We start from the raw sequence: 23,947 nt of genomic DNA, 5'->3' as shown, positions 1-23,947 counted from the left end.
GACTAAATAGCCAAGAATAAATCGAATTCGTTCGCCGGAATTAAGATAACTAACTTGGTCCGAAATCCGACGTCCCAAATCCAAAATCCCTTCTACTTTCCTCCCGACATTTTAGCCGGTGCAACTGATCCGGTTGTGGCAGGGGTGCTTTTTACGTATTTATCGAGCCAGCCGTTCATTTCCCACAGCATGTGTAGCAGGGATTCTTTGGCTGCGTATCCGTGCGATTCGTAGGGCAGGAAGACTAACCGGGTGGTGGCTCCAAAACCCTTCAGAGCATTGTAATAACGATCTGACTGAATCGGGAACGTACCTGTATTATTGTCGGCTTCACCGTGAACCAGCAACAGCGGCGTTTTCATTTTGTCGGCATTCATGAACGGCGACATCTTGTTATACACATCAGCCGCCTGCCAGTAGCTACGCTGCTCGTTCTGGAAACCAAACGGGGTGAGCGTACGATTGTAAGCACCGCTACGGGCAATGCCTGCTTTGAATAAATTGCTGTGCGTTAGTAGGTTAGCAGTCATGAAGGCGCCGTATGAGTGACCACCAACACCAACCCGACTGGCATCGACTACGCCCAATCGAACACCTTCGTCGATCGCGGCTTTGGCACTCGCTACTAACTGCTCCACATAAGTGTCGTTCGGCTCTTTGTCGCCCTCACCTACAATCGGAATACTGGTGTTGTCGAGAACGGCGTAGCCCATAGCGGCAAAAATAGCACCGCCCATAGCCGCAATCCGGTTGAATTGGTAAGGTGATCCCGATACCTGACCGGCGGCTTCCTTGCTCTTAAATTCGGCCGGATAAGCCCACATGAACGTCGGTAATGGCCCGTCTGATTTCTTGTACCCAACCGGCAAATAGAGCGTAGCCGTCAGGTCAACACCGTCGGGGCGTTTGTAGCGAAGCTGCTGTTTGGTGATACCTTTTAGCTGAGCGTATGGATGCGGGAACGACGTGATCTGCAAGGGCGCAATGCGTCTCTTCAGGTTGCGAATGAAGTAGTTCGGGTTCTCGTCGGGGGTTTCGCGGGTTGTCAGAATAACACCGGCTGCGGCATCGAGAATGGCGATGGGCCGCTCGAAAACGGGCGCTTCTGACCGCCAGAGTGGCGTAATTTTTTTCGTCGTCAGGTTCATCACGCTCACAAAAGGGCGATCCCCTTCGGGTGAGGCACCCTGTCCGTTCACGAGCATAATGTCGTTGCTGGGCAGAATATTCAGCACATCTCGGCCATATTGGTTAGGCTTCGTATCGGGCGAACCTGGGTTGCCGTAACGATCTTCCGACGAACGATCAAAAAGTACGGTTGACGCGAAATTGGCTGATGGGTTCACCAGTTTGGTGATGCTTTTTCGCGTCTGCCACCAGCGTTCGGTAGCCATGGCGGTAGTGGCGTTGCCCCAGGTAAAGCCCGTAAACCGGAAGGCAGCGTCGTAAATGGCTTTAGGTTCGCCGGTAAATGGAGCGTCGATCAGGAAAACCCGGTCGCGAACCTCTGCTTGCACTTTAGGGTCGCCTTTATCCTGCGCTACCGTGTAGTAGATCGACGCGGGTGCATCGTCGCGCCAGTCGAAATTGCGGGGACCACTTGGTGCGCCATCTGAACTGTAAGGAACACTTTCCTGCAACGGACCATCGTTAAGCATTTTCACCAACTGACCGCCAATGGCAAACACATCGGTGCGGGTTGGAAACCGGTAGGCAGGAACGAGGTACGAGAAAGGCGTATGGATGGTTTCGATCATGACGTATTTACCATCCGGCGAAGGGGACGCCGCCGCAATAATACCAGGCTGACCAATGGGCTGAACCGCACCATCTATGCCCACGCGGGCTACCTGCGAGGTAGTGAAGTAGGCAAACTGCTTTTCGTCGGATGGATTCTTCAGCAGATCCTGGTAGGTCGGCGCCTGTCCGCGTTTTCCACTGCTGTTATCCTGCATGGTTGGGCCAACAGGCACAAGGTTGGCTCCCGGTGCGGCCGCACGGCCATCTGGAATCAGCTTCACAACCAGGCTTTTGCTGTCTGATGTCCAGCGAAAGGGCGCGCCAAACGCGGCGTTGATCGCTTTATCGGTTAGCTTTTTGGCGGTGGCCGTAGCTACATCGGCGATGTATAGTTCAATCTTGCTATCGCTCGATACGGTAAAGGCGAATTTAGTTTCGTCGGGCGACCATTGGACCGATGAAATCAGGGGTGATTCGGGTAGGCCTTTTACCGCAATCTCGGTACCTGAGGGTAGTTTCTTCAGTCGTAGTCCGGTGATATACGACGCCCGGCTTGGGCCGTTGTTGGCTGGGTTCATTCGCAGACCTGCCAATTTTAGCTCGGGTTGGGCCAGTTCGGCAATCGAGGGGGCCGATGACCGTTCCAGAATCAGCATCTGATCGCCCTTCGACGTAATGCTTACGCCCGGTGTTGGCGGAATCGTAACCAGATCGGCCAGCGCTTTAGGTGGGGTTTGGTAGGTCAGTGCGTCCTGAGCAAAGGTGGTTGCTACCGTCAGTGCAAAAAACGCAGCTGTGCAGAGCAAGCGAGAATACTTGTTTACCATGTTGATGCCGTTTATGAAGTTGATCAACCAAAAGTAACGAGAAATGCCTTTCAATCAGGCTACTGTATAGCTAGTTAGTAGGCCAAATTGGGTTTTAATCCCTTTTTTTGTGCGCTCTGTCGGCTGGTCTAAAGCAGCACTTTCTGAAAGGTGTACTCTGCCGCTATTATCTTTGATTATTCGGTTTAATTTCTCCGTAGACATTCACTTCTATTTTACCAGCTACATGGAACAATTTTTTGATTTTTTTCGGCGGTTACCCGATACCAGCGACTGGCCTCCCCGCTGGTATTGCGGCACCTGGTCTGATTTCCACGGCTGGTTATATATTCTGTCTGACCTAACAATCTGGCTGGCCTATATGGCCATTCCGCTGGTGCTGATCCGGTTTGTGATCATCAAGAAAGGCGTGCCGCTGTCGGGTGTGTTCTGGCTTTTTGGCGCTTTTATTCTGCTTTGTGGCCTTACTCACCTGCTCGATGCGCTTATGTTCTGGTATCCCGCCTACCGAATTAGCGCGGTAGTTCGCTTTCTGACGGGTATTGTATCGATCCTGACGGTGCTTGCGCTGATTCGCCATTTCAATGAAGCAGTTGGGCTGCGTACTTCCGAAGAATATAATCGGGAGTTAGCCTACAGGCAGTTGGCGCTTCAGGAACTGACCCGATCAAACGAAGAATTACAGCAGTTTGCCTACGTCGCCTCACACGATCTGCAATCACCACTGAAAACGATCGCCAATTACCTGAGTCTGCTGGAAAACGTGCACGGCCCCAAGCTCGATGACGATGCAAACCGGTTAATCGGCGTATCTACGGCGGCGGCCGAACGGATGCGCAACCTGATTGATGATTTGCTGGAGTTTTCGCGGGTGGGTAATCAAGTAGCTCTGGTACCTCTGAATCTGAACGAAATAGTAGCCGAAATTCTGGACGATCAGCAAGCCGAAATACAGAATCTAGAGGCAGAGGTAGAAGTTGGATCGTTGCCTACCATCATGGGCCATAAAACTGACATCAAGCAAGTGTTTCAGAACTTGATCACCAATGGTCTTAAGTACAGCAGACCCGAGGTACCTCCTCATGTACAGATTAAAGCTACGGAAGATAAGAACGACTATCACTTCTCGGTGAGCGACAACGGAATTGGGATAGACAAACAATATTATGACCGGGTCTTCCAGCTTTTCCAGCGATTGCACGGGCGTGGGAAGTATTCGGGCACAGGTATAGGTCTGGCCACCTGCAAAAAAGTCGTCGAGATTTACGGCGGCAAAATCTGGCTCGATAGTACCGTTGGCATTGGCACTACGTTCTATTTTACCTTACCCAAAAATAACAAACGCCTGCATCACTACGCCGAGGCAGCTACCGGGAGAGACCGAGGGAGGAAGTAGTTCGAGTACCATCCATGAATTAATAAAAAAGCCTTCCTGCTTGCGTAGAAAGGCTTTTTGTCGATTTACTACTTAACCTTACGGCCGTGATTTAGGACCGTCGGGGCTAACCAGCGTACCTGGCGCGGCTTTACCAGATGGAGCCAAAGAGTTAATCCAGGCGGCAATCTTCAGCGCATCGGCTTTAGGTACCTGCGGCATGGGCGGCATCTCGGTCGCATAGTCGGGCCAGTTGGCGGGCTTCGGGTTGTAGATCAGCTCAACCAGTTGGTCGTTGGTGTACCCGCGTTTGGCCACGTCTTTATAGGCTGGCCCAATCTGCCGTTTGTCGGCGTTATGGCAGGCCAGGCAAGTATGCTTAGCCAGCAGACCTTTTACCTCAGCAAAAGTGGGGGCTTTGGCCATCGACACGGCCTGACCACTCTGCAAAGCTGGTTTGCCTTTAACGCCTGCTTTCACGGGTTTTCCGGCCGGGGTCTTGGCGGGCGCCGGGGCAGGTCTCGCAACCGAATTTTTAACGCTTACCTCAGCCATAGCCAGTTTCTGACCCTCTGGAATATTGTTCAGCGTGTAATACGCAATCGGATGAATGAGCGAGTAAGTGCCCTCTTCCGAACGTACCCCGTCGAGGGTGATCTGATGAATGTAGTTTTTCCGCAGGTTATCAACCACAATCCGGGCGCGCATGCCGTCTTCGGTGAGTTTCACGCCTTTGATCGCATGTTTTTCCTTGTTGATCGTCGGGCTTCCGTAAACGGGGTGGTATTTGTACAGAAAGCTTTCTACTGAATAGGACGCCAGATCTTCGGCCGATAATTTGGTGACGGGCTTTGTGAACTCAATCTCGAAGCCGTCGGGCATGGCCTTTACCGTACGCATTTCAAACGGCGTTCCGTTGTTCCAGACAAGGCGCTGAAGACCCTCGTTGGCATCGCCTGCCGAGCCCCAGCCCCGGTTGGTTTCGCCCACAAACAGGGAGCCATCCGGCGCAAAAACGAGCCGCATCACACCCGAGCGGAAGCCCGAACGGAATTCGATAGCCGCGCCCTGATATTCGCCGTTTACTTTCTCCATCATCACGCGCGATATCTTGCTCATGCCCTGATCGCCCACCAGTTGCTGACCGGCAAATGGGCCGAATACCCCTTCCGGAATGGTGATGATCTCCGAGTTGGAAACACCCAAAACGCCGTGAGGCAACCAGACGGCTGGCGTCTGAATTTCTGGAAACTGTTCTTTTACTTTAAAAAGTAGATCGGGCGTTTCATTCACCACGTTCTCCGGCTTAATCATGCGTCCGTTAGCATCACGATTCTGTCGGATATCAATTTTGGCATAAAACTGCTCGGCGGTCAATTTCAGCGGTGAGTTGGGCATACCCGTCCAGCGAAGACCCGCCGGATGGCCGGTGAAAGCACCCTTTTTTACATGGATCACACCACCTGAACCCTGCCAATCGCCCTGATTGTCGGTATAGAAAAGTTCACCATTGATCATGCTGGGACCGGCAGGTGAGCGCATACCGGTAGCCCAGGGCTGCATGTTACCATTCTCCGAAATCTTCATTGTCCAGCCGCGCCAGGGTACCCGACTTTCGCCCCGCCACCATTCTTCGTCGCCAAAGGCCACGTTACCCGTTACGAAAAAGGTGCCGTCGGGTGCAATTTTCGGGCCGAAGCTGTACTCATGATAGTGGCCAGACAGGGGCCAGGCGTATACTGTTTCAAACAGGTCAGCTTTCCCGTCGTTGTTGGTATCTGTCAATTTGGTTAGCTCGCCGCGTTGGGCGCAGTAGAGCGAACCATCTTTATAAGCCAGCCCCAGTACTTCGTGCAAACCCGAGGCAAACTTGCGGAAGAAAGGTCGTTTGCTGGTTGGGTTTTCAACGATGAATATGTCACCCCGACGCGTCGAAATGCCGAGGTTCCCGTTGGGAAGCATGGCAAGACCACCTACCTCAAGCAGGGTTCCTTCGGGAGCCGATACTTTGGTGATGCGGAAAAAGTCCTCTTCTTTCGGAGATTCCTGCGCCCGGGCCGCTATTGGTAGAGCCAGTGCAGCCAGTAGTAAGTATTGTTGTATCTTTTTCATAGTTGATTAAAAAAGGATCGAGTACGTCAGTTTGCCTGAAACAGGAATAAGTAGCTCCTGCACGCCGTTGCTGGTTCTGACAATCGGCTGGCTGTTCCCTGCGTCAGTCAATTGAATCATGTACGTTTTACCATCGATCAGGTACGTGTTGTTCGGCATTGGTTCGATAGACGTACCTGAGGCCAGTCGTGCATAGAGGCCTGTTCCCGGTTGAGCCACCGTTAACTGACGGCGAATTCCGTGACCGTCGGGTAAGGGCATAAGCTGGTCTTCCACCATTGTCGACGCGGTTATGTAGCGGAAGGTGGGCCTTTCCTGATCATCAAGATGATACCCTTTCGGGCGAAAACCGCTGCCTGTGGTATCGGTAGGCCACGGAGCATCTGTCGACGTAAGTCGGGCCAGTGCCAGTTGAGGTTTGCCGCCCAGATAATTCACCGTTCCCATCGGGCGCGACGACCCGTCTCCCCGGTTTTCCCACATTGGAGTTGCATCCAGGAACATACCGCGCCAAACCTGAACAACGTTGCCAAAGTCGGCATCGTAGGTGTAGTGCACCTGCTGGGGGCTACCCACAGAGATACCGTGTGTAACGCGATAAGCGCGGCCACGTTCGTTCCGGGCACGGGGAAGGTCCATGAAACTGCGAAGAATGGTGTTGGTTTCTGCCGTAACCAGAATAGGGTCTGTTTCGCCCGATTCAGTAATGGCGGTTGGGGTCAGCATGAACTGCCGGAAACCGGGGCCGGTCACCGAAATCTGGAAATCGGGATTGCCACCGCCGTAGATTTTACTGTAAACAGCTTCCAGCGGCATATCACCAGCGGGGAGGGTGATTTTTCCTGAGTTAGTCCACTCCGTCCATTTGCTAACTACCTGATTATTGATTTTCATTTGGCCGGCACCGTTGGCTGTGCTCATGCTGAATGTGTACTCACCGGGAGACTCGATGTGCAACGTACCTGAATATTTTACCGCAAAATCATTGGTAAGACGTGTGACGCCTGCTGTCAGCACCGATGAGGGGCCTTTCGATTCGGGCGGGGTGCCACCAAAGGAGGCCTCATTCTTGAAATTTCCCTTGTATAGTTCATACGACAGGTTGGTTAGCCGGGGTTTGCCTTTATCGTAGAGGCTGTAGGTGAGATTCCGGAAAGCAACGGCACCATGATCGCCCTGAAAAACCAAAGGTCCACGAGCTGTTTCGTCAGCCTTGAGCGGACCACGTGTTGGGCCTGATAGTTCTACATTTTCATGAATGAGCACACCGTTCAATTCCGCACGCAGAATGATGGCATTGGCTGTTTTTTTGCCATTGGCATCGAAACGCGGAGCCTGGAAGGCAATCCTCATATGTTGCCATAGGCCGGGTGCTTTACCCGCGTTCTGCCGGGCCGGGTGGCCTTCATAGCCCTTTTTGCCCTCAGGGCGGCTATCGTCCCAACGTTCGTAGACGGCACCTACGTCAGAGGATTTGGGTGTTGTGACGCCCCAACTGTCATTAAGCTGAATTTCGTATCGGCCTTGCAGATAGACACCAGAGTTAGCGCCTTTAGCCATCATAAAGTCAAATTCCAGGTCAGCATCTCCGTGCTCGAGGGTAGTGACCAGATTAAACTGGTTGCCATATTGCCCGGTTGGCGTACAAACAAGGACAGATGCGGTCTGTGTGCCCGAGCCCGGCTTACTTTGCAATGTATTGGCTTTGGCGAGATCGGCCATTACATCGGCAGCAATGCGCCAGTTAGACGAAACAGGCGTTCTAAAGGCACTCAAATCGTTGAGTGGTAACTTTCCGGTCGTTTGGGCACTGGCCAAATGACCGGAAAGACAACTGCCTACAAAAAAGGCAAGTGAATAAGCTATTCGCATGAAACAGGGTTGGTTAACGCCTAAAAACTTCCTTAAAAATACTATCTATATCGTACAAACAGCGAATCGTCGTGAATTGCCCCTTTGGCGGGTAAGAAAACTGATCGTTTACTTTTAGGCGCAAGGCCCCTATATTTGACACATACCTTATTGACTCATGAAAAAATTAACCTTCCCTTTTGCACTCCTGCTCTTGACTGCTGGTTTCGCTTTTGCTCAAACCCAACCTAAACAAACGCCCGAATCATCGGAAACCTGGACACCGGTTCCGCCGATTGTAACTCCCGGCAAGAGCTCGCCAACCGCTTCGGGGTTGACCGCCCCTTCCGACGCGATTGTGTTGTTCGACGGTACAAATACTAACGAATGGGTGTCGGTGAAAAGCCACGTTTCTAAAGATTGGAAAGAAACAAATCTGGGTCCCCTCAAGTGGGCTGTGAAAGACGGAGCCATGTATTCGACCCTCGGCTCGTATGCCCGCACCAAGCGCGAATTCGAGAATTTCCAGCTGCATATCGAGTTCCGCACGCCGGAAAAGCCGGAAGGTAAAAGCCAGGGACGGGGAAACAGTGGCGTGTTCCTACAAGGCTATTACGAAATTCAGGTGCTGGATAACTACGAGAATCCAACCTATTCAAACGGACAGGTCGGCTCGGTGTACAAACAGGCTATTCCATTGGCTAACCCCAGTCGTAAACCGGGTGAGTGGCAAACTTACGACATCGTGTACCATGCCCCCCGCTTCAATAAAAGTGGTATTCTGGCCGAGCCCGGCTATGTAACGGTAATGATGAACGGCATTGTGGTGCAAAACCATACGGCCATTAAAGGCAACACCGATTACATCGGTTACCCAACCATGGAGCCCCACGGCGCAGGCCCAATCCTGCTTCAGGACCACGGCAACCCCGTAGGTTTCCGCAATATCTGGATCAGAGAACTTTAAATTAATTAAGAGTTAAGAGATGAGAGGCAAGAAGCAAGAGACAAGAGTGCTTCGCCGACAATACAGTTTGCGCAAGAGCGAAGTACTCTTGTCTCTTGCTTCTTGCCTCTCATCTCTCAATCCTTAATTCCCAATTATGAAGCGTACTTTATACGTTGTCCGGCATGCTAAGGCAGAAGACCGGGCTAGCTTTATGAGCGATCATGACCGCGATCTGCTGCCGGAAGGTATCATGGCGGCGGCACGGATTGGTCGGTATCTTGCCGAAAAGGGAGTTACGACCACCCGGCTCATCAGTAGTACCGCCAATCGGGCTAAAGACACAGCAAAGGTTATTGCCGAGCAACTTGGACTGGCTCCCGACACCATTGAACTCGACGAAAAACTGTTTGAAGGTGGCCCCAAAGCGTATTTAGCCGCCATCAATAGCTTGCCTGATTCCTGCGAATCGGTGATGCTGTTTGGCCATAACCCAGATGTGTCGTACTTCTCGGAATACCTGACCCATCAGGATGTGGGTTCTATGAGTAAAGGGAGTGTGGCGGCGATTACGTTCGAAAACCTGCATTGGGCCGAAGTGTCGGGACGAACGGGTTTCCTGCAGTTCTACGTTACTCCGAAAGAACTCCTGAAGCAATGAACCGCAACCGCCGTATTTTTATCATCATTTTTATCGCTTTCACGCTGATCGTTGTCATGCTCACCGTCGACATGGCGAGTCGTACTACGGCACCCTGGAACCGGAAAAAACAAGCCTCCCGCGCCCTCCCCGGAAACCGCGTCGAAGATAAATCACTCCTCATCGACACAACCGGGCTGGATTCAGTAGCGAGGGAAAAATAAGTTTGTGGTTTGTCGTTTGAGGTTTGTAGTTGCGTTGCTACGTGTCAATTTCGTAGGTAAGCAGCGCAACTACAAACCTCAAACGACAAACCACAAACTACCTTAATGCTTCCACCAACGCCTGCACGTCGGCTCTTGAATTATATACGTTTGGCGACACGCGGATGGCGCGGCCACGAGCTGACACCGACACGTTATTAGCTTGTAACACCTTCGATAGCGCCATCGAATCCACTTTTTCGGGAACCCATACGCCCAATAAGTGATGGGCACGGCCGTTTTCTGGTTCAATCTGATAACCAAGGGCTTCCAGTGCTGGCAATGCGTCGGCCATCAGGTTCTGGCAATAGCGCTGAATGCGTTCGGGCTGGTAATCAAGAATCTGGCGAAGAGCTGTTTCCAGCATAGGCATTTGCGTGAAGTGCGTATGCTCACCCACATTGTAGCGGTACGCGCCGGGGAGGTAAACAGGCTGATACTCAGCCAACCGGTGAAACTGATTGCTGTTTAGCCGATTCATCCAGGCCTCTTCCAGCGGAATTCCCTCATCAAACGCTGGGCCATAGCAAGCTAAGCCCATCGAATAGGGGCCCATCAGCCATTTGTAGCTGGCGCAGACAAGCGCGTCGGGCTGGATAGCTTGCCAGTCGAACGGCATGGCTCCAACACTTTGCGTTCCATCAACGGCCAGCCAGGCGCCCACCTCGCGGCAGCGTTGACCAATCGCTTCCAGGTCGAACCGGGTTCCGTACATCCAGTGAATCATGGGAGCCACTACCAGAGCCGTGTCTGCCGTAATAGCGGCCAGAATAGCTTCGTTCCATGCTTCGGCAGCGGGTAACAAAGCGGGCATGTCAACGGTGTGAATCACCAGTTGCTCATCGGCACTGACCCGATCCCAGGCATACACATCCGACGGAAACTCGCTGCCAATCAATACAATTCGTTGCCCTGCCCGCAAGCCGGGTTTGTTGGGTAGGTTACGGGCCACCACCGCCATACCATAGGAGATAGACGGAATAAGAGCAATACGATCAGGGTCGGGTTGACTGATAAGTTGGGCGAATAACTCGCGAACGATTACGCCACCACTGAAAAAATCATCGGGCGTCAACCCCATTGGGTTGGTTTGCAGTTGCAGCGCATCGAACCCCGCTTGGGTAACGGCTTTGCTGAGTGGGGCACGTGTGGCGCAATTGAGGTAATGCACATCAGCCGGGTACGTATACTGATTGCGCTGACAGGAAAGATCAAGTTGTTGCTGAATCATAAGGGAAGTTAGCACTTTGGCACAGTAATTATGATGAATTATAGTACGCGGATTTTCTTTGGGTACGCGGATTAAGGGGATTTAAACCGATTGACGCGGATTTCTGGATTTAAAGGGATTTGCTTCGCTTCTGGCTATGAATCCGCTTAAATCCAAATCCGCGTCAATCGGTTTAAATTCCTTTAAATCCGCGTACCCATTATCCATCACACTAATCCGCGCACCCATCAATAACATGCAACTACTCGGTATTGGCTCCCGTATACGTCATTCAGAATTTGGACATGGCGTAATTATTAACCTGAAAAGCAACGGCTACACTGTCACCTTCATGGATGAAGGAGTGAAGGTACTCGCCTTTACAGCCTCTTATGAGATTATAGAAGCCATTGAGCCCGATGGCGATTTGGTTAGCCTTTTCGATGTGGAGCAGGCCCTATCGCGGGTGTTGCAGAAGTGGGGCGGACTTACTGAAATCGTACCGCTCGGTGATAAGTGGAAAGGAGGGAAGCTGATTATGAAACCCGGCCGAACAGATCTTGCCAGCAAAGAAATGCCGATCGATGCCTTTTTTCACAAGATCGTGATGGTGCGCGATCGGCTGCGCGTGCTCGAGCAACGCGTGAACGCCAGTGACCTTAACGACGAAGAAAAAGTAAGCATCCAGCAGTACATCACCCGAATCTACGGCAGTTTAACCTCTTTCAATCTCCTGTTCAAACACCCCGAACAAAGCTTCGTCGGGGAGAAAAGCGGGGCAGATGTATGAAATTTTAAGTCCAAAGTCTAACGTTCAAGGTCCAATGTTGCTCCGCTGACTCAGCATTCGATTGTCAGCGGAGCAACATTGGACCTTGAACGTTAGACTTTGGACTTAAAATTTCATTTCATCACCGCCAATAGCTCAGCGATCATCATGGCGGTGGCTCCCCAAACGCGGTGGCCCTGAATGTCGTAGAAAGGGGCATCCACGGTGACACCGCGCACTTCGATCTGACTATCGCCCACGATGGTTGTATCCAGCAACGTGGTCAGGCTGACTTCAACGACGGCATCGACCTCGCGTGGGTCGGGGTAAAAATCGGGCCGGGAGGTCATGACGCCTACTACCGGTTGCACGTAGAAGTTGCTGGGTGGAATGAACAATTCAGTGAGTAGCCCCAATACCGTTACGTCCTGCACTTTGATGCCAATTTCTTCCTGTGCTTCGCGAAGAGCTGTCTGTATTAAGTCGCGGTCGGTTCGTTCAGCTCGCCCGCCCGGAAAGGCCATTTGCCCAGCATGCACACCGTCATATTGCGGACGCAGAATGAGCGGCAGGTAAATTTCATTCTGATAGGGGTAGAACAAAATCAGTACGGCACTGCGTCGGGTACGTTCATTGGGTCGAATGCCAAGCTTGGTACGGGCTGTAGAGGCCATGGTACGATGAGCCGTTTCGCCCGGTAACGATTCCTGAAGGCGTTGACGAAGATGGTCGGTCAACTCAACAAAAGGTTGATAAGGCATTCGGGTTAAACGGTAAGCCGTGTTTTCAGAAGTGTGGATCTAGCCTTTTCAAAGGTAACAATTCGTTCATAAACAGACCACGCCATGCCGCCGATGCACCTCATAATCTCCTTATTTTGTTGAATGATACCGTATAAACCCGTTTTTGATCCTACCAACCAGGAGTTACATCAGCGTAGCGAGGCATTTTATCAAGACCTGAATGCCCGTCGATCTGTCCGCGATTTTTCGGATCGCCCTGTGCCACGGGCCGTTGTCGAGAATTTGATTATGACGGCATCGACTGCGCCGTCGGGGGCTAACAAACAACCGTGGACTTTCTGTGTGGTTAGTAATCCAACGCTGAAACGGCAGATTCGGGCGGCCGCTGAAGTAGAAGAAAAGCGAAGTTACAGCGGACGAATGTCGGTCGAGTGGCTCGAAGATCTGGCTCCGCTTGGTACCGATTGGCAAAAACCATTTCTGGAAACAGCGCCCTATCTGATCATTGTTTTCCGGCGTTCCTATGAATTAAGGGGTGATCAGAAACGACAGAATTATTATGTCAACGAATCAGTTGGACTGGCCTGTGGGCTTCTGCTAACCGCCGTTCATCACGCGGGATTAGTGGCCTTGACGCATACGCCGAGCCCGATGGATTTCCTGACAAAACTGCTGGGTAGACCCGCGAACGAAAAGCCATTTCTGCTCATACCCATTGGCTATCCGGCAACAGATGCCCACGTACCCGACATTCAGCGTAAAACGGCTGGTGAGGTTATTGTTTGGTATGAGTCAGACGTATAAAGCGAACTAGTCAGGATCGGTAGTGTATTTTAATTTTCAGTAATTATTGAAAATTAAAAAATCAGATATACATTTGGTTCATGGAATTCACGGAGGCAAAAGACAAGTTCATTCAGACCTGGGGTACCCTGGCAACGCAGTGGGGCATTAACCGCACGATGGCGCAGATTCACGCCTTGCTGATGATCTCGCCAACTTCGCTGGATACCGATGCAATCATGGCCGAGTTGCAGATCTCGCGTGGCAATGCCAACATGAACATCCGCGACCTGATGGATTGGGGGCTCGTGTTCAAGCAACTGAAAACGGGTGAGCGGCGTGAGTTCTTTTTCGCCGAAAAAGACATCTGGAAGGTAGCAAGGCAGGTTGTGAAGGAACGCCGTCGCCGCGAGATAGCCCCGGTATTAGAGGTGCTCGATGAACTAAAAGCAATAAATGCCGATTCGCCGGAAGCCGTTGAGTTTACAAAAGTGATCGCAAACATCAGTCGGGTAGCCACGTTCGCGGATGCAACAGCCGGCGCTGCGTTAAAAGCGGAAGAAACCTGGCTGCTGACTAATTTTGTTAAGCTATTTTCCCGATGAACAGGGTAGGGACGTCTTGATGCAGGCCACAAATGGGTGGCTTTTTTAAGGTTACTTATTTTCAATTATTTCTGAAAATTAAATTAGTTAAATCTAATTTGCCATGAACAAGGTCTTGATTTATGATGCCGATTGCCCTATGTGCAGGGTATATACGAAAGGAATGGTTGTGGCTGGTGCGTTACCGGCTCAGTCCCGCAAGCCGAGTACAGATCTGACCGATAAAGCACTGATTGATCGCCTCGACCCGGTGCGACGACGGCACGAGATTCCGTTGCTCGATCTGGAAACCGGCGAAGCCCACTACGGCGTCGATGCCATTCTGACCGTATTGGGAGAGGCCTGGCCCCGCTTCACGAAGTTTGTCCGCAAAACGGTACTGTTTGAATTGGCTCGTCAGCTTTACGCCTTCATTTCTTATAATCGCCGTATCATGTACCCGGTGCCGGCCGAACGTCAGCACATCATGGACCTTACACCAGATTTCAATGCCGCCTATCGGATTGTTTTTCTGGTTCTTCTCTATGCCGGGGTAGTCCTTATGCACCTGGGAACCGTTGACCAGTTTGATTCAACCGCGATGGCTATTCTGGCGGGGCAGATTGGTCTGACGGCAGCGGTGATTATCCGGCATTCCTCGCAATTCAGGTTGGCTAACTGCCTGGATTACATCGGCCATTTGGGTGTGAGCCTCCTGATTGGGGGTGTTATCAAAACTGCTGGAGTAGCGTTCGATGTACCTGCGCTGCTGATGCTGGGCAGTGCCATTATGGTCTGGCAACACGGCGTACGCCTTCGCGTCATGCAACTACCCAGCTACCTGAACCTTCCATTCGTAGTCTTCGCGCTTCTTGGTTAGCAGGAAGTACTGATAATTGATCTCCGGTCATTCTGCCAGAAAATCGATCAATAGTTTATTGACCAGGTCAGGCTCTTCATGCTGCACCCAGTGGGTGGCCGTTTCAATGAAGACCAGTCGACCATCTGGGCATAAGTCAATGCTGGGTTGCGCCATGTCTCGAATGAGGAAAGCATCTTTCGCGCCCCAGATCAGAAGCGTTGGTACGGTGATTTGTTCATTGGCGGGTAGGGGAGGACGATGTTGGGCTAACGCCCGGTACCAGTTTACCATCGTCTTGAAAGCGGTATTGCCTGTAGGGCCGGTTTGCGACCAGGCAGTCCGATACATGGTCAGATCGGCTTCGGCAAACGTACCTGAACGGCTGCTTCGTTGCAGAGTGCGCGTCATCAACCGCCAGTTATCCCGTTCGGCAAGCCATTCGGGCAACCACGGAATCTGAAAAAAGCCGGCGTACCAGCTGTGCAGCAACTGACGCGGACTTTGGCGGAGAAAGCGGAGCATCACCGCGTAGTGGGGGACGTTCAGGCAGACGAGCCTGTTCAGGCGGTGTGGGTACGTTGCGCCTAGCCACCAGGCCACTACTGCGCCCCAATCGTGCCCGATCACGGTGGCTTTATCCCGCCCGGCGGCATCGATCAGGCCAATCATATCGGCAACCAGCTTATCGATAGTATAGGCCTGGATGCCAACGGGTTTGTCGCTCAGGTTATAGCCGCGCTGATCGGGTGCCCACACCCTGAACCCGGCTTGGGCCAGCGCGTCGATCTGGGCTTTCCAGCCATACCAAAACTCTGGAAAGCCGTGCAGCAGGATAACCAGCGGTCCATCGGAGGGCCCTTTTTCCATAACGTGAAGCCGAACACCATTGGTGTCGATGAAGCGTGTCTGCATAACCTTAGTGCCTATCTATCAACCAACTCTTGCGGGTGCATCGCGTTGCTCAATTGCCTGCTGCACAATTTCCTGAATCAACGTTACGGGGAGATCCTGCTCGGGATCGATGGGTAGAATCCTGATGCGCGTACGGCCTTCAGCCAGCAGGTCGGGGTGGGGCAGTTCGTTGCCGTTGGTCACGGCGAGGTAGGGGAGGTTGAGTTTCTTATGGCTCGGTGACAGGTAAAAGAGCATGCGTCCCTTGTAGTCGAAAAAGGGGAGGTTCCACTTCCAGGCAGGGGTCAGTGCAGGGTGTTGCGCCAGAATAAGTTGCCGAAGCGCCAACAGGCAGCTTTGTACAGGCTCTGACTGATTGCTGTAAAAGTCATCCAGGTTCTTCATGTGGGTTAACTCATTGTCTGGTCGGAAACGGGCACGTCTTTAATCGATCAGTGCAATAGCCCGTCGCTCAACGGAAACCAGCACACAAACAACCCCAATTTCGAGCATAAAATAGGCAATTCCCAGCCTTGTTAGTTGAGCAAAGTACCCGACGACTAGTCCGGCTGTTAGGCCACAATACAGCAGGTTTGCAACAGAAATAGCTTTCATGAACAAACGCCAGTTGGCGAGCCACTGGCCACCTACGCATAGAGTTTCGCCAGCTCGTCGGCACAGCGTTCGCCATCCATAGCGGCGGAGACAATACCACCGGCGTAACCCGCCCCTTCGCCGCACGGAAATAACCGACGTACCTGAACGTGTTCGCAGGTAGTGCGATCGCGGGGGATGCGAACGGGCGAAGAGGTGCGGCTCTCGATTCCGATCAGTTGAGCTTCGTTGCTAACGTACCCACGCATTTTCTGCCCGAAATCACGCAATCCTTGCCGCAATGGCTGGGCAATATGAGCGGGCAGCACATCGCGCATATCCACCGATATCAGACCCGGTTGGTAGGAGGTAGGCAGTAAGGAGGCAGACACCCGTCCATCCACGAAATCGGCGACGCGTTGGGCTGGTGCCCGTTGCGACAGAGAGCCATCTTCCGCGGTGGCTAGCTGGCAAGCGCGTTGCTCCACCGCCTGTTGCAACATCAAGCCTGCCAGCGGGCCGTGTTCTGCATAAGGTTTCAGGTCGGCGTCGGTAATGGCCACAACCAGGCCCGAATTGGCAAACTTTGAGTCTCGACGCGAGGGCGACATACCGTTGACGACCAGTTCGCCGGGGGCAGTTGCCGAGGGAACGATGAACCCGCCGGGGCACATGCAGAACGAGAAAACACCCCGCTCGACGCCCCCAAATTTGGTTTGCGTCACCAAACTGTACGAAGCAGCGGGTAGGTAGTCGCCCCGGCTGGGCGTATGGCCAAGATGATATTGCAGGTTGTCGATCAGCGATTGTTGATGCTCGATACGTACTCCCATTGCGAAAGGCTTCGCCTCGATGAGTACGCCCCGTTTATGTAATAAATGAAACATGTCGCGGGCCGAATGGCCCGTTGCCAGAATCACGCCTTCGCCTGTGTATTCGCGCCCATCGGCGGTTACAACACCGCGTAGTTGCCCGCCCTCGAGGATGAGGTCGATTACTTTGGTGTCGAAATGGACTTCGCCACCAGCACCTAAAATGCTTTCGCGAAGGGCCGTTACCACGCCGGGCAGTTTGTTGGTGCCAATGTGCGGATGGGCATCGACCAGTATCTGATCGGTCGCGCCGTGGGCAACCAGAATCTCTAGAATTCGCCGAATATCGCCGCGTTTGCTCGATCGGGTGTAGAGCTTTCCATCGGAATACGTACCTGCGCCGCCTTCGCCGAAACAGTAGTTCGACTCCGGGTTTACGATGTGGTCTTTGTTAATCGCGGCCAGATCGCGCCGCCGCGCCCGTACGTCAGAGCCGCGTTCGAGTACAATAGGTTTCATCCCCAACTCAATCAACCGAAGTGCCGCAAAAAGTCCGGCCGGACCCGCACCAACGATCACCACCGACTTCGCCCGGCGCACATCCGGGTACGTTAGCCCGTGCCGAATCTGTGGCGGCGGTGTTTCGCCCGCGTACACATCAACGTCGATATGCACTTTGGTTTGCCTACCCCGCGAATCGATCGACTGTCGGCGCTTGCGCACGACCACATCGGACGTATCGGGAAGTTGTAGCTGGCGGAGAACGAAGGCGCGAAATGTGGCTTCGTCAAGTCCCTGTTCAGGCGACAGGGTCAGTGAAAGAGAGTGAATCATGAAAGTATGGCCAGTGTTTATCCGGCAACGTATGACGCAAATTTACGAAATTGGTGGCGTTGAACGCTGTGCTGTGCGGTTATTGCCGGTGAGGTAGCCGTCAAAACAAGTGCAAAACGTAACAAGCCTTCCTCTTTAGACGTTACCCCGATATGCAACCACAAACTGTTCCGACCTCGACCCGATTGAAAGCTGACTCGTTTGAGTCGCCCGATTTTTACCTGATCGATGACCTGCTCACGGCCGAGCAGAAACTGGTACGTTCGGCCATGCGCGATTTTGTGAAACGGGAGATTACGCCGATCATCGACGACTATGCACAACGGTGTGAGTTCCCGGCGCATATGATTCAGAAGTTTGCCCAGATTGGGGCTTTTGGAGCAACCATCCCTACAGAATATGGCGGCGGCGGACTTGATCACATTGCGTCGGGGCTGATCTTGCAGGAAATCGAACGCGGTGATTCGGGCATGCGCTCAACGGTATCGGTGCATAATTCGCTGACCATGTACCCGATTTTGACATACGGGTCTGACGAGCAAAAAGAGAAATACCTGCCTCGTCTGGCCAAAGGAGAGTTAATTGGTTGTTTTGGCCTCACCGAAGCTAACTACGGCTCGAACCCCGGCGGCATGCAGACGAACTTCATCGAACGGAGCGACTATTACCTGCTCAACGGCTCGAAACTCTGGATTACCAACGGCCCCATTGCTGATCTGGCAGTGGTTTGGGCCAAAAATGAGCAGGGAAAAATTAAGGGGTTGTTGCTCGAAAAAGGCATGGAGGGCTTCACTACCAACGAAATTGAGCGGAAATGGTCGTTGCGAGCCAGCCGCACGGGCGAACTCGTTTTTCACGATGTGAAGGTGCCCAAGAGCCAGATGTTGCCCGATGCCAGTGGCCTGAGAGCGCCCCTCGATTGCCTCGATCAGGCGCGGTATGGCATTGCCTGGGGAGCGGTTGGTGCCGCTATGGATTGTTACGAAACAGCCCGTAAGTATGCTGGCGAACGCATTCAGTTCGATAAACCTATTTCTGGTTTTCAGTTGATTCAGAAGAAATTAGCTGAAATGCTTACCGATATTACCAAAGCGCAACTGGTTTGCTGGCGGCTGGGTACGTTGAAAAACGGCGGATCGGCCACAACGGCGCAAATCTCGATGGCCAAGCGCGACAACGTAGCCATGGCCCTGCGCGTAGCCCGCGAGTGTCGGCAAATTCTGGGCGGTATGGGTATTGTAGGCGATTACCCGATCATGCGCCATATGATGAATCTTGAATCGGTGGTTACCTACGAAGGCACGCATGATATTCACCTGCTCATTATGGGGGCCGAAATAACTGGTATCTCGGCTTTCAAGTAGGTACGTTACTTGTCGACGAAAGCTATGCTAAGCTATCGTAATGCACCGGCTGCCTCAGCATCCAGCCACACATGCGCCGATGGCAATGCCTGAAAAATACTGGCGGGGCACTCTTCGGTAATCGGACCGCGGATAGCCTCTTTGATGGCGTTGGCTTTACGGGGGCCGCTAGCCATCAAGATGATGTCGCGGGCCTCTGCCAAATGCTCTAAGCCAAGTGTAATACCCCTGTCGATGGTTGTTTCCTGCGTAAAATATTTTTGCCCAACCGTAATTGTCGATTCGGCCAGTTTAACCACGTGCGAACGTAGCTTGAATGACGTACCTGGCTCATTCAACGCTATATGGCCATTTTCGCCTATGCCCACCAGAATCAGATCAAGCCCGCCAAATGCGCCGATTGCCCGATCAATACGCTGGCACTCGGCCTGAAGGTCGCTCGATGTGGCATCGAAATACGTAATCTGGTCCGGACGAATTTGGGCGGGCTTAAACAGATCACGGTACAGGAAATAGGCACAACCACCAGCGTCTTCCGGGCCGAAACCAACCCACTCGTCGAGGCCAACAAAATGACATTGACTCAGATCCAGCGTACCGGAACGTACCTGATCAGCCAGGAGTTGGTAAGTCCCCGCCGGGGTTGCGCCCGAAGCCAGGCAGAGAACTGCATTGGGCTTTTGCCGCACAGTTTCAGCAATATGTTGAGCAGCGTGCGTTGATAGGCTGTCGTAGTCGGCAAAGGTGCGTAGGTTCATACTCGTAAATGTATTGGATAGGGGGCTATTTAATTAAAACCGATGCCAGAACAGACTAAACCCGACAATGAAGACAAGCGCAATTTGCAGGGCGGTTAACACATAAATGTACTTGGTTTGACCTCTTGACTCGTTTAATAACTCTTCTCCGACTGTCAATTGTACGGCAGACAACTCAGTCAGCGTTTGCGCAACCTGATTGAATGTGGTGTACCCATTGCCGGCAAACAAAACTTGCTGTGCCTTGGGAAGGTTGGCCAGATTCGTTGTAAGCTCTTTTTCCAACTGATTATAGGTGGCCAGTCGCTGCTTTAGCAGCGTTAGTTGATCTGCTTCGTGGGAAGTTAGCCGGGTGTGCTCAAATTCTGTCAGCAACGAGTCGATCTGATCATTGACGCCGCTCAGCGTTGTCTCGATGAGTTTAGCATCCGGATTGGTTTTGCCCAGCATGTAGGGTTCGAGCAACAGCCGTTTCTGGTAAATCTTCGCCGTTAACCGGGTGATGATTGCAGTCGGTATCAATCGATCTTTGTAGATAGAAACTGACGTTTCCTGAACCTGGTGAATGCTACGACGATTAAGGAAAATACTGGTCAGAATCAGTCCCAGCAGACTAACTACCAACAAGGTGAGTTGTAAACGCGAACGGTTTTCGGGTAGTTGTTTCATGTGACAAACGGGCTTATAGTTGCTATTTAGTACGTAAAAAGATCTCGAACAATAAGACGGCGGTTGTCCTCTGGCTGGTATCCTGTTGCAAAACGAAACTATTCGCCAACGGCAGACTTACTTTTGTCGGTATCAATTGACTCTTTTATTACACAATACCTATATGCTTACTCATCTTACTCCCGAAGGCAACCCCGCTATGGTCAACGTGGGGGCCAAGTCGGTTTCTAAACGTACGGCGAAAGCTCGTAGTCTGGTTACGCTGGGCGATACCATTTTGCAACACCTCGAATCGGGCGATATTCAAACCCGTAAAGGCCCGGTTTTTCAAACGGCCCGCATTGCTGGCACGATGGCTGCCAAGCGCACCGACGATCTGATTCCCCTCTGCCATTCACTCGGCCTCGACAGTTGTTCGTTCGATATTCGCGTTGAGGGGGCCGATGTGGTGATTGAGTGTTCGGTGTCGGTAGAAGGCAAAACGGGCGTAGAAATGGAGGCGTTGGTAGGGGCATCGGTGGCGGCCCTGACTGTTTATGACATGTGCAAAGCCCTCTCGCACGACATTGTCATTCGTGAAACACGCTTGCTGGAAAAAACGGGCGGAAAACGCGATTTCCGGCATGAGGAGTAGCAACAACGTACCTGAGGCGAAACCAGCTGTGTATGGTCTGGTGCTGATGGGTGGGCAAAGTACGCGGATGGGACAGGATAAATCGGCGCTTGATTACCACGGAAAACCTCAACGCGAGTATCTGACTGATCTGTTAGTAGCAAGCTGCCAGCAGGTTTTCTGGGCGGTCAATGAAGCGCAGATGGCCGCGCTGACTTACCCAAACAAGCTGCTGGATGCTTATCCACAAACGGGACCGTTGGGTGGATTGCTGACGGCATTCGATACGTATCCGGACGTAGCCTGGCTCATCGTTCCCTGCGACCTGCCGAAGCTTGATCTAGGTACGTTGCGTATGTTGATCACGAACCGCAAACCCGAATCGTTGGCTACTGCGTTTTGGTCGGCTGACCACTTAGGCCCTGAGCCATTGGTGAGTTTGTGGGAACCACAGGCTGGGCCGGTGCTACGTACCTGGTTTAAGGCTGGAAACCGGAGTCCCCGCCGATTTCTGTCAACGTACCCCGCTACTCTGCTGGACGTACCTGATGCCCGCGTGTTCGAGAATGTGAATGACTGGAAAGGCTATTTGAGCCAAAAGCAGGGGTGAGCTATTACTCTACGTCGAGCTTGCGCACGAGCATTTTATCGATGCGGTTCTTGTCCATGTCGATGATCTCGAACACAAACGATTGCCAGCGGAACGTCTCGCCTTCTTTCGGAATATCTTTCAGAATATGCAACGCAAAGCCGCCAAGTGTATCGAAATCGGTGAAGTCGCGCCGCGCCTGAGTTGATAAATTAATGTCGAAATGCGACAGAAAATCATCAAACGGAAGCGACGCGTCGATCAGGTAACTACCATCTTCGCGCTGATGGATGTCGTAATTGAATTCGCTGGTGTCAGAAATGTCGCCGACAAGCGCGTCCAGAATGTCGTTGAGCGTGACAATACCCAACACACCACCGTACTCATCAACGATAATACCGGCGTACTGTCGACGTTCCCTGAAGCGTTCGAGCACCTGATAGGCTCGGTTATTTTCCGGCAAGAACAGCACATCCCGTTTCAAATCGTTAAGGCGGGTAAGCTCTACATCGAGGTCGGTGCCCAGAAAATCTTTGGAGTGAATCAGACCCACCACTTCATCCACACTGCCGTTGACGAGTGGGTAAATGGCGTGGCGGTACTCTAAAATCTGCTCTTTGTTTTCGGCGACGTCAGCTTCCAGATCAAGGTAGACGATGCTCTGCCGGTTGGTCATCAGCGAGGTGATTTTTCGGTCGCCAAGCTGAAAAACGTTCTGTACAATCTCATGCTCGATCTCTTCAATAGCACCAGCTGTACTGCCTTCCTGCACCAGGCTTTTAATTTCTTCTTCCGTAACGGCGCTCTCGTTAGGCTTGATTCCCAGTAGTTTAATTAGCAAATCGCTTGAAAAGGTGAGCAGTGCAATGAACGGAGATGTTGCTTTAGAGAGCAGTTCCATCGGCGCCGCCATTGTTTTGGCAATACCTTCGGGGTTAGAAAGGCCAATGCGCTTCGGTACCAGTTCGCCCAACACCAGCGAGGTATAGGTCAGGGCCAGCAGCACGCCCACCACGGCAATACTGGAAGAATAAGGCCGCAAAATCTCCACTTTCTCTACCCACGCCTGAAAGTCTGTCGTGATTTTATCGCCGGAAAAAATACCAAGCAAGATACCGATCAGCGTAATGCCAATCTGAACGGTTGAGAGGAAGCGATTGGGTGAGTTGGCCAGATCGAGGGCCGTCTGTGCACGGCGGTCGCCATTCTTGGCGGCACTTTCCAATTTAGATCGGCGCGACGATACCAGCGCTATTTCCGACATCGAGAAGATGCCGTTTAAAATCGTCAGCACCAGAATTATGAGTAGCTCCACGTAGTAGACAATTGTCCTGTGTGCAAAAATAGCATAACATTCGGGGCCGCAAAAGGTAAAGGGTTCGCTATTTTTGCATGATTTCCGGCTATAAGGTCGTTTTTTCTCTTTCCATGATCATATTTATCGACGACCGCCCAGTGCGGCTAACGGGTTCCAAAAAAGGGGACAAACTTGCCCAGATAGCCGACTTTGACCGTGTGGTCGATGCGCGCTTAGAATCATTAAAGGCCGACGCGCTCAATGGTCATCTGTTATTGCTGAACGCGACGCCCGCCATGTCTGAACGACTGATCGGGCTGCTGGAAGAAGCCGACATCAGCGATTTGCTGTCGGTAACGCTGCAATGCCTGGATAAAGACGCAGTGGAGTCGCGCATAAAGAGCCTCTACAAAGTGGTGAAAGCAGCGGGCGGTGTGGTCACCCACGGAGGCCGGATGCTACTCATTTTCCGCCGGGGCGTCTGGGATTTGCCTAAGGGTAAACTCGATGACGGCGAATCGTCGAAAGTGGGGGCGGTACGTGAAGTGGAGGAAGAAACCGGGGCCATTGTGTCGTTGGGCGAAAAAATCTGCACCACCTACCACACTTACACCCTCAACGGAAACCGCATTCTGAAACGGACCAAATGGTATAATATGACCCTGGTCGACGACTCAAAACTGGCTCCGCAGGCAGAAGAAAACATTGAAAAAGTGGCGCTTATGGAGCCCCGTCAGGCGAAAATCGCGTTGGCCGGTTCCTTCAGCTCAATCCGCCACGTAGTAGAGCAGTCCCTGATGGTTAAAGAGCCCAAAGCGTAA

At 52.3% G+C, this 23,947-nt stretch carries 24 protein-coding genes; 12 read left to right on the top strand and 12 right to left on the bottom strand.

What is annotated here, in order from left to right; all coding sequences use genetic code 11:
- Window positions 1-92: 92 nt before the first annotated feature.
- Window positions 93-2,567: a S9 family peptidase gene (locus ACAW87_RS12570; protein WP_370723742.1), complete on the bottom strand. Its 2,475-nt coding sequence runs from the start codon at window positions 2,565-2,567 to the stop codon at window positions 93-95.
- A gap of 226 nt (window positions 2,568-2,793) precedes the next feature.
- Between ACAW87_RS12570 and ACAW87_RS12565 the strand changes: the two genes are divergently transcribed.
- A complete protein-coding gene (locus tag ACAW87_RS12565) occupies window positions 2,794-3,963 on the top strand; it encodes a sensor histidine kinase (RefSeq protein WP_370723741.1) in 1,170 nt (389 codons plus the stop codon).
- Between the two features lie 78 nt (window positions 3,964-4,041).
- On the opposite strand, the gene ACAW87_RS12560 is transcribed toward ACAW87_RS12565, so the two are convergent.
- Window positions 4,042-6,054 carry a c-type cytochrome gene (locus ACAW87_RS12560; protein ID WP_370723740.1) on the bottom strand — a complete coding sequence of 671 codons (2,013 nt, stop codon included), beginning with the start codon at window positions 6,052-6,054 and terminating at the stop codon, window positions 4,042-4,044.
- Between the two features lie 6 nt (window positions 6,055-6,060).
- Window positions 6,061-7,926 carry a 3-keto-alpha-glucoside-1,2-lyase-like domain-containing protein gene (locus ACAW87_RS12555; RefSeq protein ID WP_370723739.1) on the bottom strand — a complete coding sequence of 622 codons (1,866 nt, stop codon included), beginning with the start codon at window positions 7,924-7,926 and terminating at the stop codon, window positions 6,061-6,063.
- A 157-nt stretch (window positions 7,927-8,083) separates the two neighbouring features.
- Here ACAW87_RS12555 and ACAW87_RS12550 point away from each other — a divergent pair, with 157 nt between their 5' ends.
- The 3 genes from ACAW87_RS12550 to ACAW87_RS12540 all read left to right on the top strand — a co-directional run bounded on the left by ACAW87_RS12550 (window position 8,084) and on the right by ACAW87_RS12540 (window position 9,715).
- Entirely contained in the window at window positions 8,084-8,872 is a 789-nt protein-coding gene (locus tag ACAW87_RS12550; protein WP_370723738.1) for a 3-keto-disaccharide hydrolase, read from the top strand.
- A gap of 136 nt (window positions 8,873-9,008) precedes the next feature.
- The gene (locus ACAW87_RS12545) at window positions 9,009-9,512 is read left to right on the top strand and encodes a SixA phosphatase family protein (protein WP_370723737.1); all 504 of its coding nucleotides are present in this window, start codon (window positions 9,009-9,011) and stop codon (window positions 9,510-9,512) included.
- The gene (locus ACAW87_RS12540) at window positions 9,509-9,715 is read left to right on the top strand and encodes a hypothetical protein (RefSeq protein ID WP_370723736.1); all 207 of its coding nucleotides are present in this window, start codon (window positions 9,509-9,511) and stop codon (window positions 9,713-9,715) included. Before ACAW87_RS12545 ends, ACAW87_RS12540 begins: the two co-directional genes overlap by 4 nt.
- Before the next feature lie 97 nt (window positions 9,716-9,812).
- Here ACAW87_RS12540 and ACAW87_RS12535 read toward each other — a convergent pair whose 3' ends face one another.
- Complete coding sequence (locus ACAW87_RS12535; RefSeq protein ID WP_370723735.1) at window positions 9,813-10,985, bottom strand: aminotransferase class V-fold PLP-dependent enzyme; 1,173 nt, start codon at window positions 10,983-10,985, stop codon at window positions 9,813-9,815.
- A 235-nt stretch (window positions 10,986-11,220) separates the two neighbouring features.
- Here ACAW87_RS12535 and ACAW87_RS12530 point away from each other — a divergent pair, with 235 nt between their 5' ends.
- Entirely contained in the window at window positions 11,221-11,754 is a 534-nt protein-coding gene (locus ACAW87_RS12530; RefSeq protein ID WP_370723734.1) for a DUF8685 domain-containing protein, read from the top strand.
- 113 nt (window positions 11,755-11,867) lie between these two features.
- Here ACAW87_RS12530 and ACAW87_RS12525 read toward each other — a convergent pair whose 3' ends face one another.
- Window positions 11,868-12,494 (bottom strand): NUDIX hydrolase, encoded by a 627-nt coding sequence (locus ACAW87_RS12525; RefSeq protein ID WP_370723733.1) that lies wholly within the window; start codon window positions 12,492-12,494, stop codon window positions 11,868-11,870.
- Window positions 12,495-12,617: 123 nt separating this feature from the next.
- Between ACAW87_RS12525 and ACAW87_RS12520 the strand changes: the two genes are divergently transcribed.
- The 3 genes from ACAW87_RS12520 to ACAW87_RS12510 all read left to right on the top strand — a co-directional run bounded on the left by ACAW87_RS12520 (window position 12,618) and on the right by ACAW87_RS12510 (window position 14,723).
- Complete coding sequence (locus tag ACAW87_RS12520; protein ID WP_370723732.1) at window positions 12,618-13,280, top strand: nitroreductase family protein; 663 nt, start codon at window positions 12,618-12,620, stop codon at window positions 13,278-13,280.
- A gap of 80 nt (window positions 13,281-13,360) precedes the next feature.
- Complete coding sequence (locus ACAW87_RS12515; RefSeq protein ID WP_370723731.1) at window positions 13,361-13,864, top strand: GbsR/MarR family transcriptional regulator; 504 nt, start codon at window positions 13,361-13,363, stop codon at window positions 13,862-13,864.
- Window positions 13,865-13,967: 103 nt separating this feature from the next.
- Complete coding sequence (locus tag ACAW87_RS12510) at window positions 13,968-14,723, top strand: hypothetical protein (RefSeq protein ID WP_370723730.1); 756 nt, start codon at window positions 13,968-13,970, stop codon at window positions 14,721-14,723.
- 27 nt (window positions 14,724-14,750) lie between these two features.
- On the opposite strand, the gene ACAW87_RS12505 is transcribed toward ACAW87_RS12510, so the two are convergent.
- The 4 genes from ACAW87_RS12505 to ACAW87_RS12490 are packed head-to-tail and all read right to left on the bottom strand — an operon-like array spanning window position 14,751 to window position 17,836.
- Complete coding sequence (locus ACAW87_RS12505; RefSeq protein ID WP_370723729.1) at window positions 14,751-15,617, bottom strand: alpha/beta fold hydrolase; 867 nt, start codon at window positions 15,615-15,617, stop codon at window positions 14,751-14,753.
- A gap of 18 nt (window positions 15,618-15,635) precedes the next feature.
- Complete coding sequence (locus tag ACAW87_RS12500; RefSeq protein WP_370723728.1) at window positions 15,636-16,001, bottom strand: DUF1801 domain-containing protein; 366 nt, start codon at window positions 15,999-16,001, stop codon at window positions 15,636-15,638.
- 39 nt (window positions 16,002-16,040) lie between these two features.
- Window positions 16,041-16,211, bottom strand: coding sequence for a hypothetical protein (locus ACAW87_RS12495; RefSeq protein ID WP_370723727.1), 171 nt, complete (start codon window positions 16,209-16,211; stop codon window positions 16,041-16,043).
- A 32-nt stretch (window positions 16,212-16,243) separates the two neighbouring features.
- Window positions 16,244-17,836 carry an NAD(P)/FAD-dependent oxidoreductase gene (locus tag ACAW87_RS12490; RefSeq protein ID WP_370723726.1) on the bottom strand — a complete coding sequence of 531 codons (1,593 nt, stop codon included), beginning with the start codon at window positions 17,834-17,836 and terminating at the stop codon, window positions 16,244-16,246.
- Window positions 17,837-17,988: 152 nt separating this feature from the next.
- Between ACAW87_RS12490 and ACAW87_RS12485 the strand changes: the two genes are divergently transcribed.
- A complete protein-coding gene (locus ACAW87_RS12485) occupies window positions 17,989-19,200 on the top strand; it encodes an acyl-CoA dehydrogenase family protein (protein ID WP_370723725.1) in 1,212 nt (403 codons plus the stop codon).
- Window positions 19,201-19,232: 32 nt separating this feature from the next.
- Here ACAW87_RS12485 and ACAW87_RS12480 read toward each other — a convergent pair whose 3' ends face one another.
- Window positions 19,233-19,958 (bottom strand): glucosamine-6-phosphate deaminase, encoded by a 726-nt coding sequence (locus tag ACAW87_RS12480; RefSeq protein ID WP_370723724.1) that lies wholly within the window; start codon window positions 19,956-19,958, stop codon window positions 19,233-19,235.
- A gap of 33 nt (window positions 19,959-19,991) precedes the next feature.
- The gene (locus ACAW87_RS12475) at window positions 19,992-20,627 is read right to left on the bottom strand and encodes an MCP four helix bundle domain-containing protein (RefSeq protein ID WP_370723723.1); all 636 of its coding nucleotides are present in this window, start codon (window positions 20,625-20,627) and stop codon (window positions 19,992-19,994) included.
- A 163-nt stretch (window positions 20,628-20,790) separates the two neighbouring features.
- Between ACAW87_RS12475 and moaC the strand changes: the two genes are divergently transcribed.
- A complete protein-coding gene (gene moaC / locus ACAW87_RS12470) occupies window positions 20,791-21,261 on the top strand; it encodes a cyclic pyranopterin monophosphate synthase MoaC (protein ID WP_370723722.1) in 471 nt (156 codons plus the stop codon).
- Entirely contained in the window at window positions 21,251-21,850 is a 600-nt protein-coding gene (gene mobA / locus ACAW87_RS12465) for a molybdenum cofactor guanylyltransferase (RefSeq protein WP_370723721.1), read from the top strand. Before moaC ends, mobA begins: the two co-directional genes overlap by 11 nt.
- Before the next feature lie 4 nt (window positions 21,851-21,854).
- Here the strand turns inward: mobA and ACAW87_RS12460 are convergent, their stop codons facing one another.
- Window positions 21,855-23,144: a hemolysin family protein gene (locus tag ACAW87_RS12460; protein ID WP_370723720.1), complete on the bottom strand. Its 1,290-nt coding sequence runs from the start codon at window positions 23,142-23,144 to the stop codon at window positions 21,855-21,857.
- A gap of 113 nt (window positions 23,145-23,257) precedes the next feature.
- On the opposite strand from ACAW87_RS12460, the gene ACAW87_RS12455 reads away from it, so the two are divergent.
- On the top strand, window positions 23,258-23,947 hold the full coding sequence (locus tag ACAW87_RS12455; RefSeq protein ID WP_370723719.1) for an NUDIX hydrolase: 690 nt from the start codon (window positions 23,258-23,260) through the stop codon (window positions 23,945-23,947).

Source organism: Fibrella aquatica, from assembly GCF_041321135.1.
Taxonomy (GTDB): Bacteria; Bacteroidota; Bacteroidia; order Cytophagales; family Spirosomataceae; genus Fibrella; species Fibrella aquatica.
This window is presented reverse-complemented; position numbering and strand designations above follow the sequence as displayed.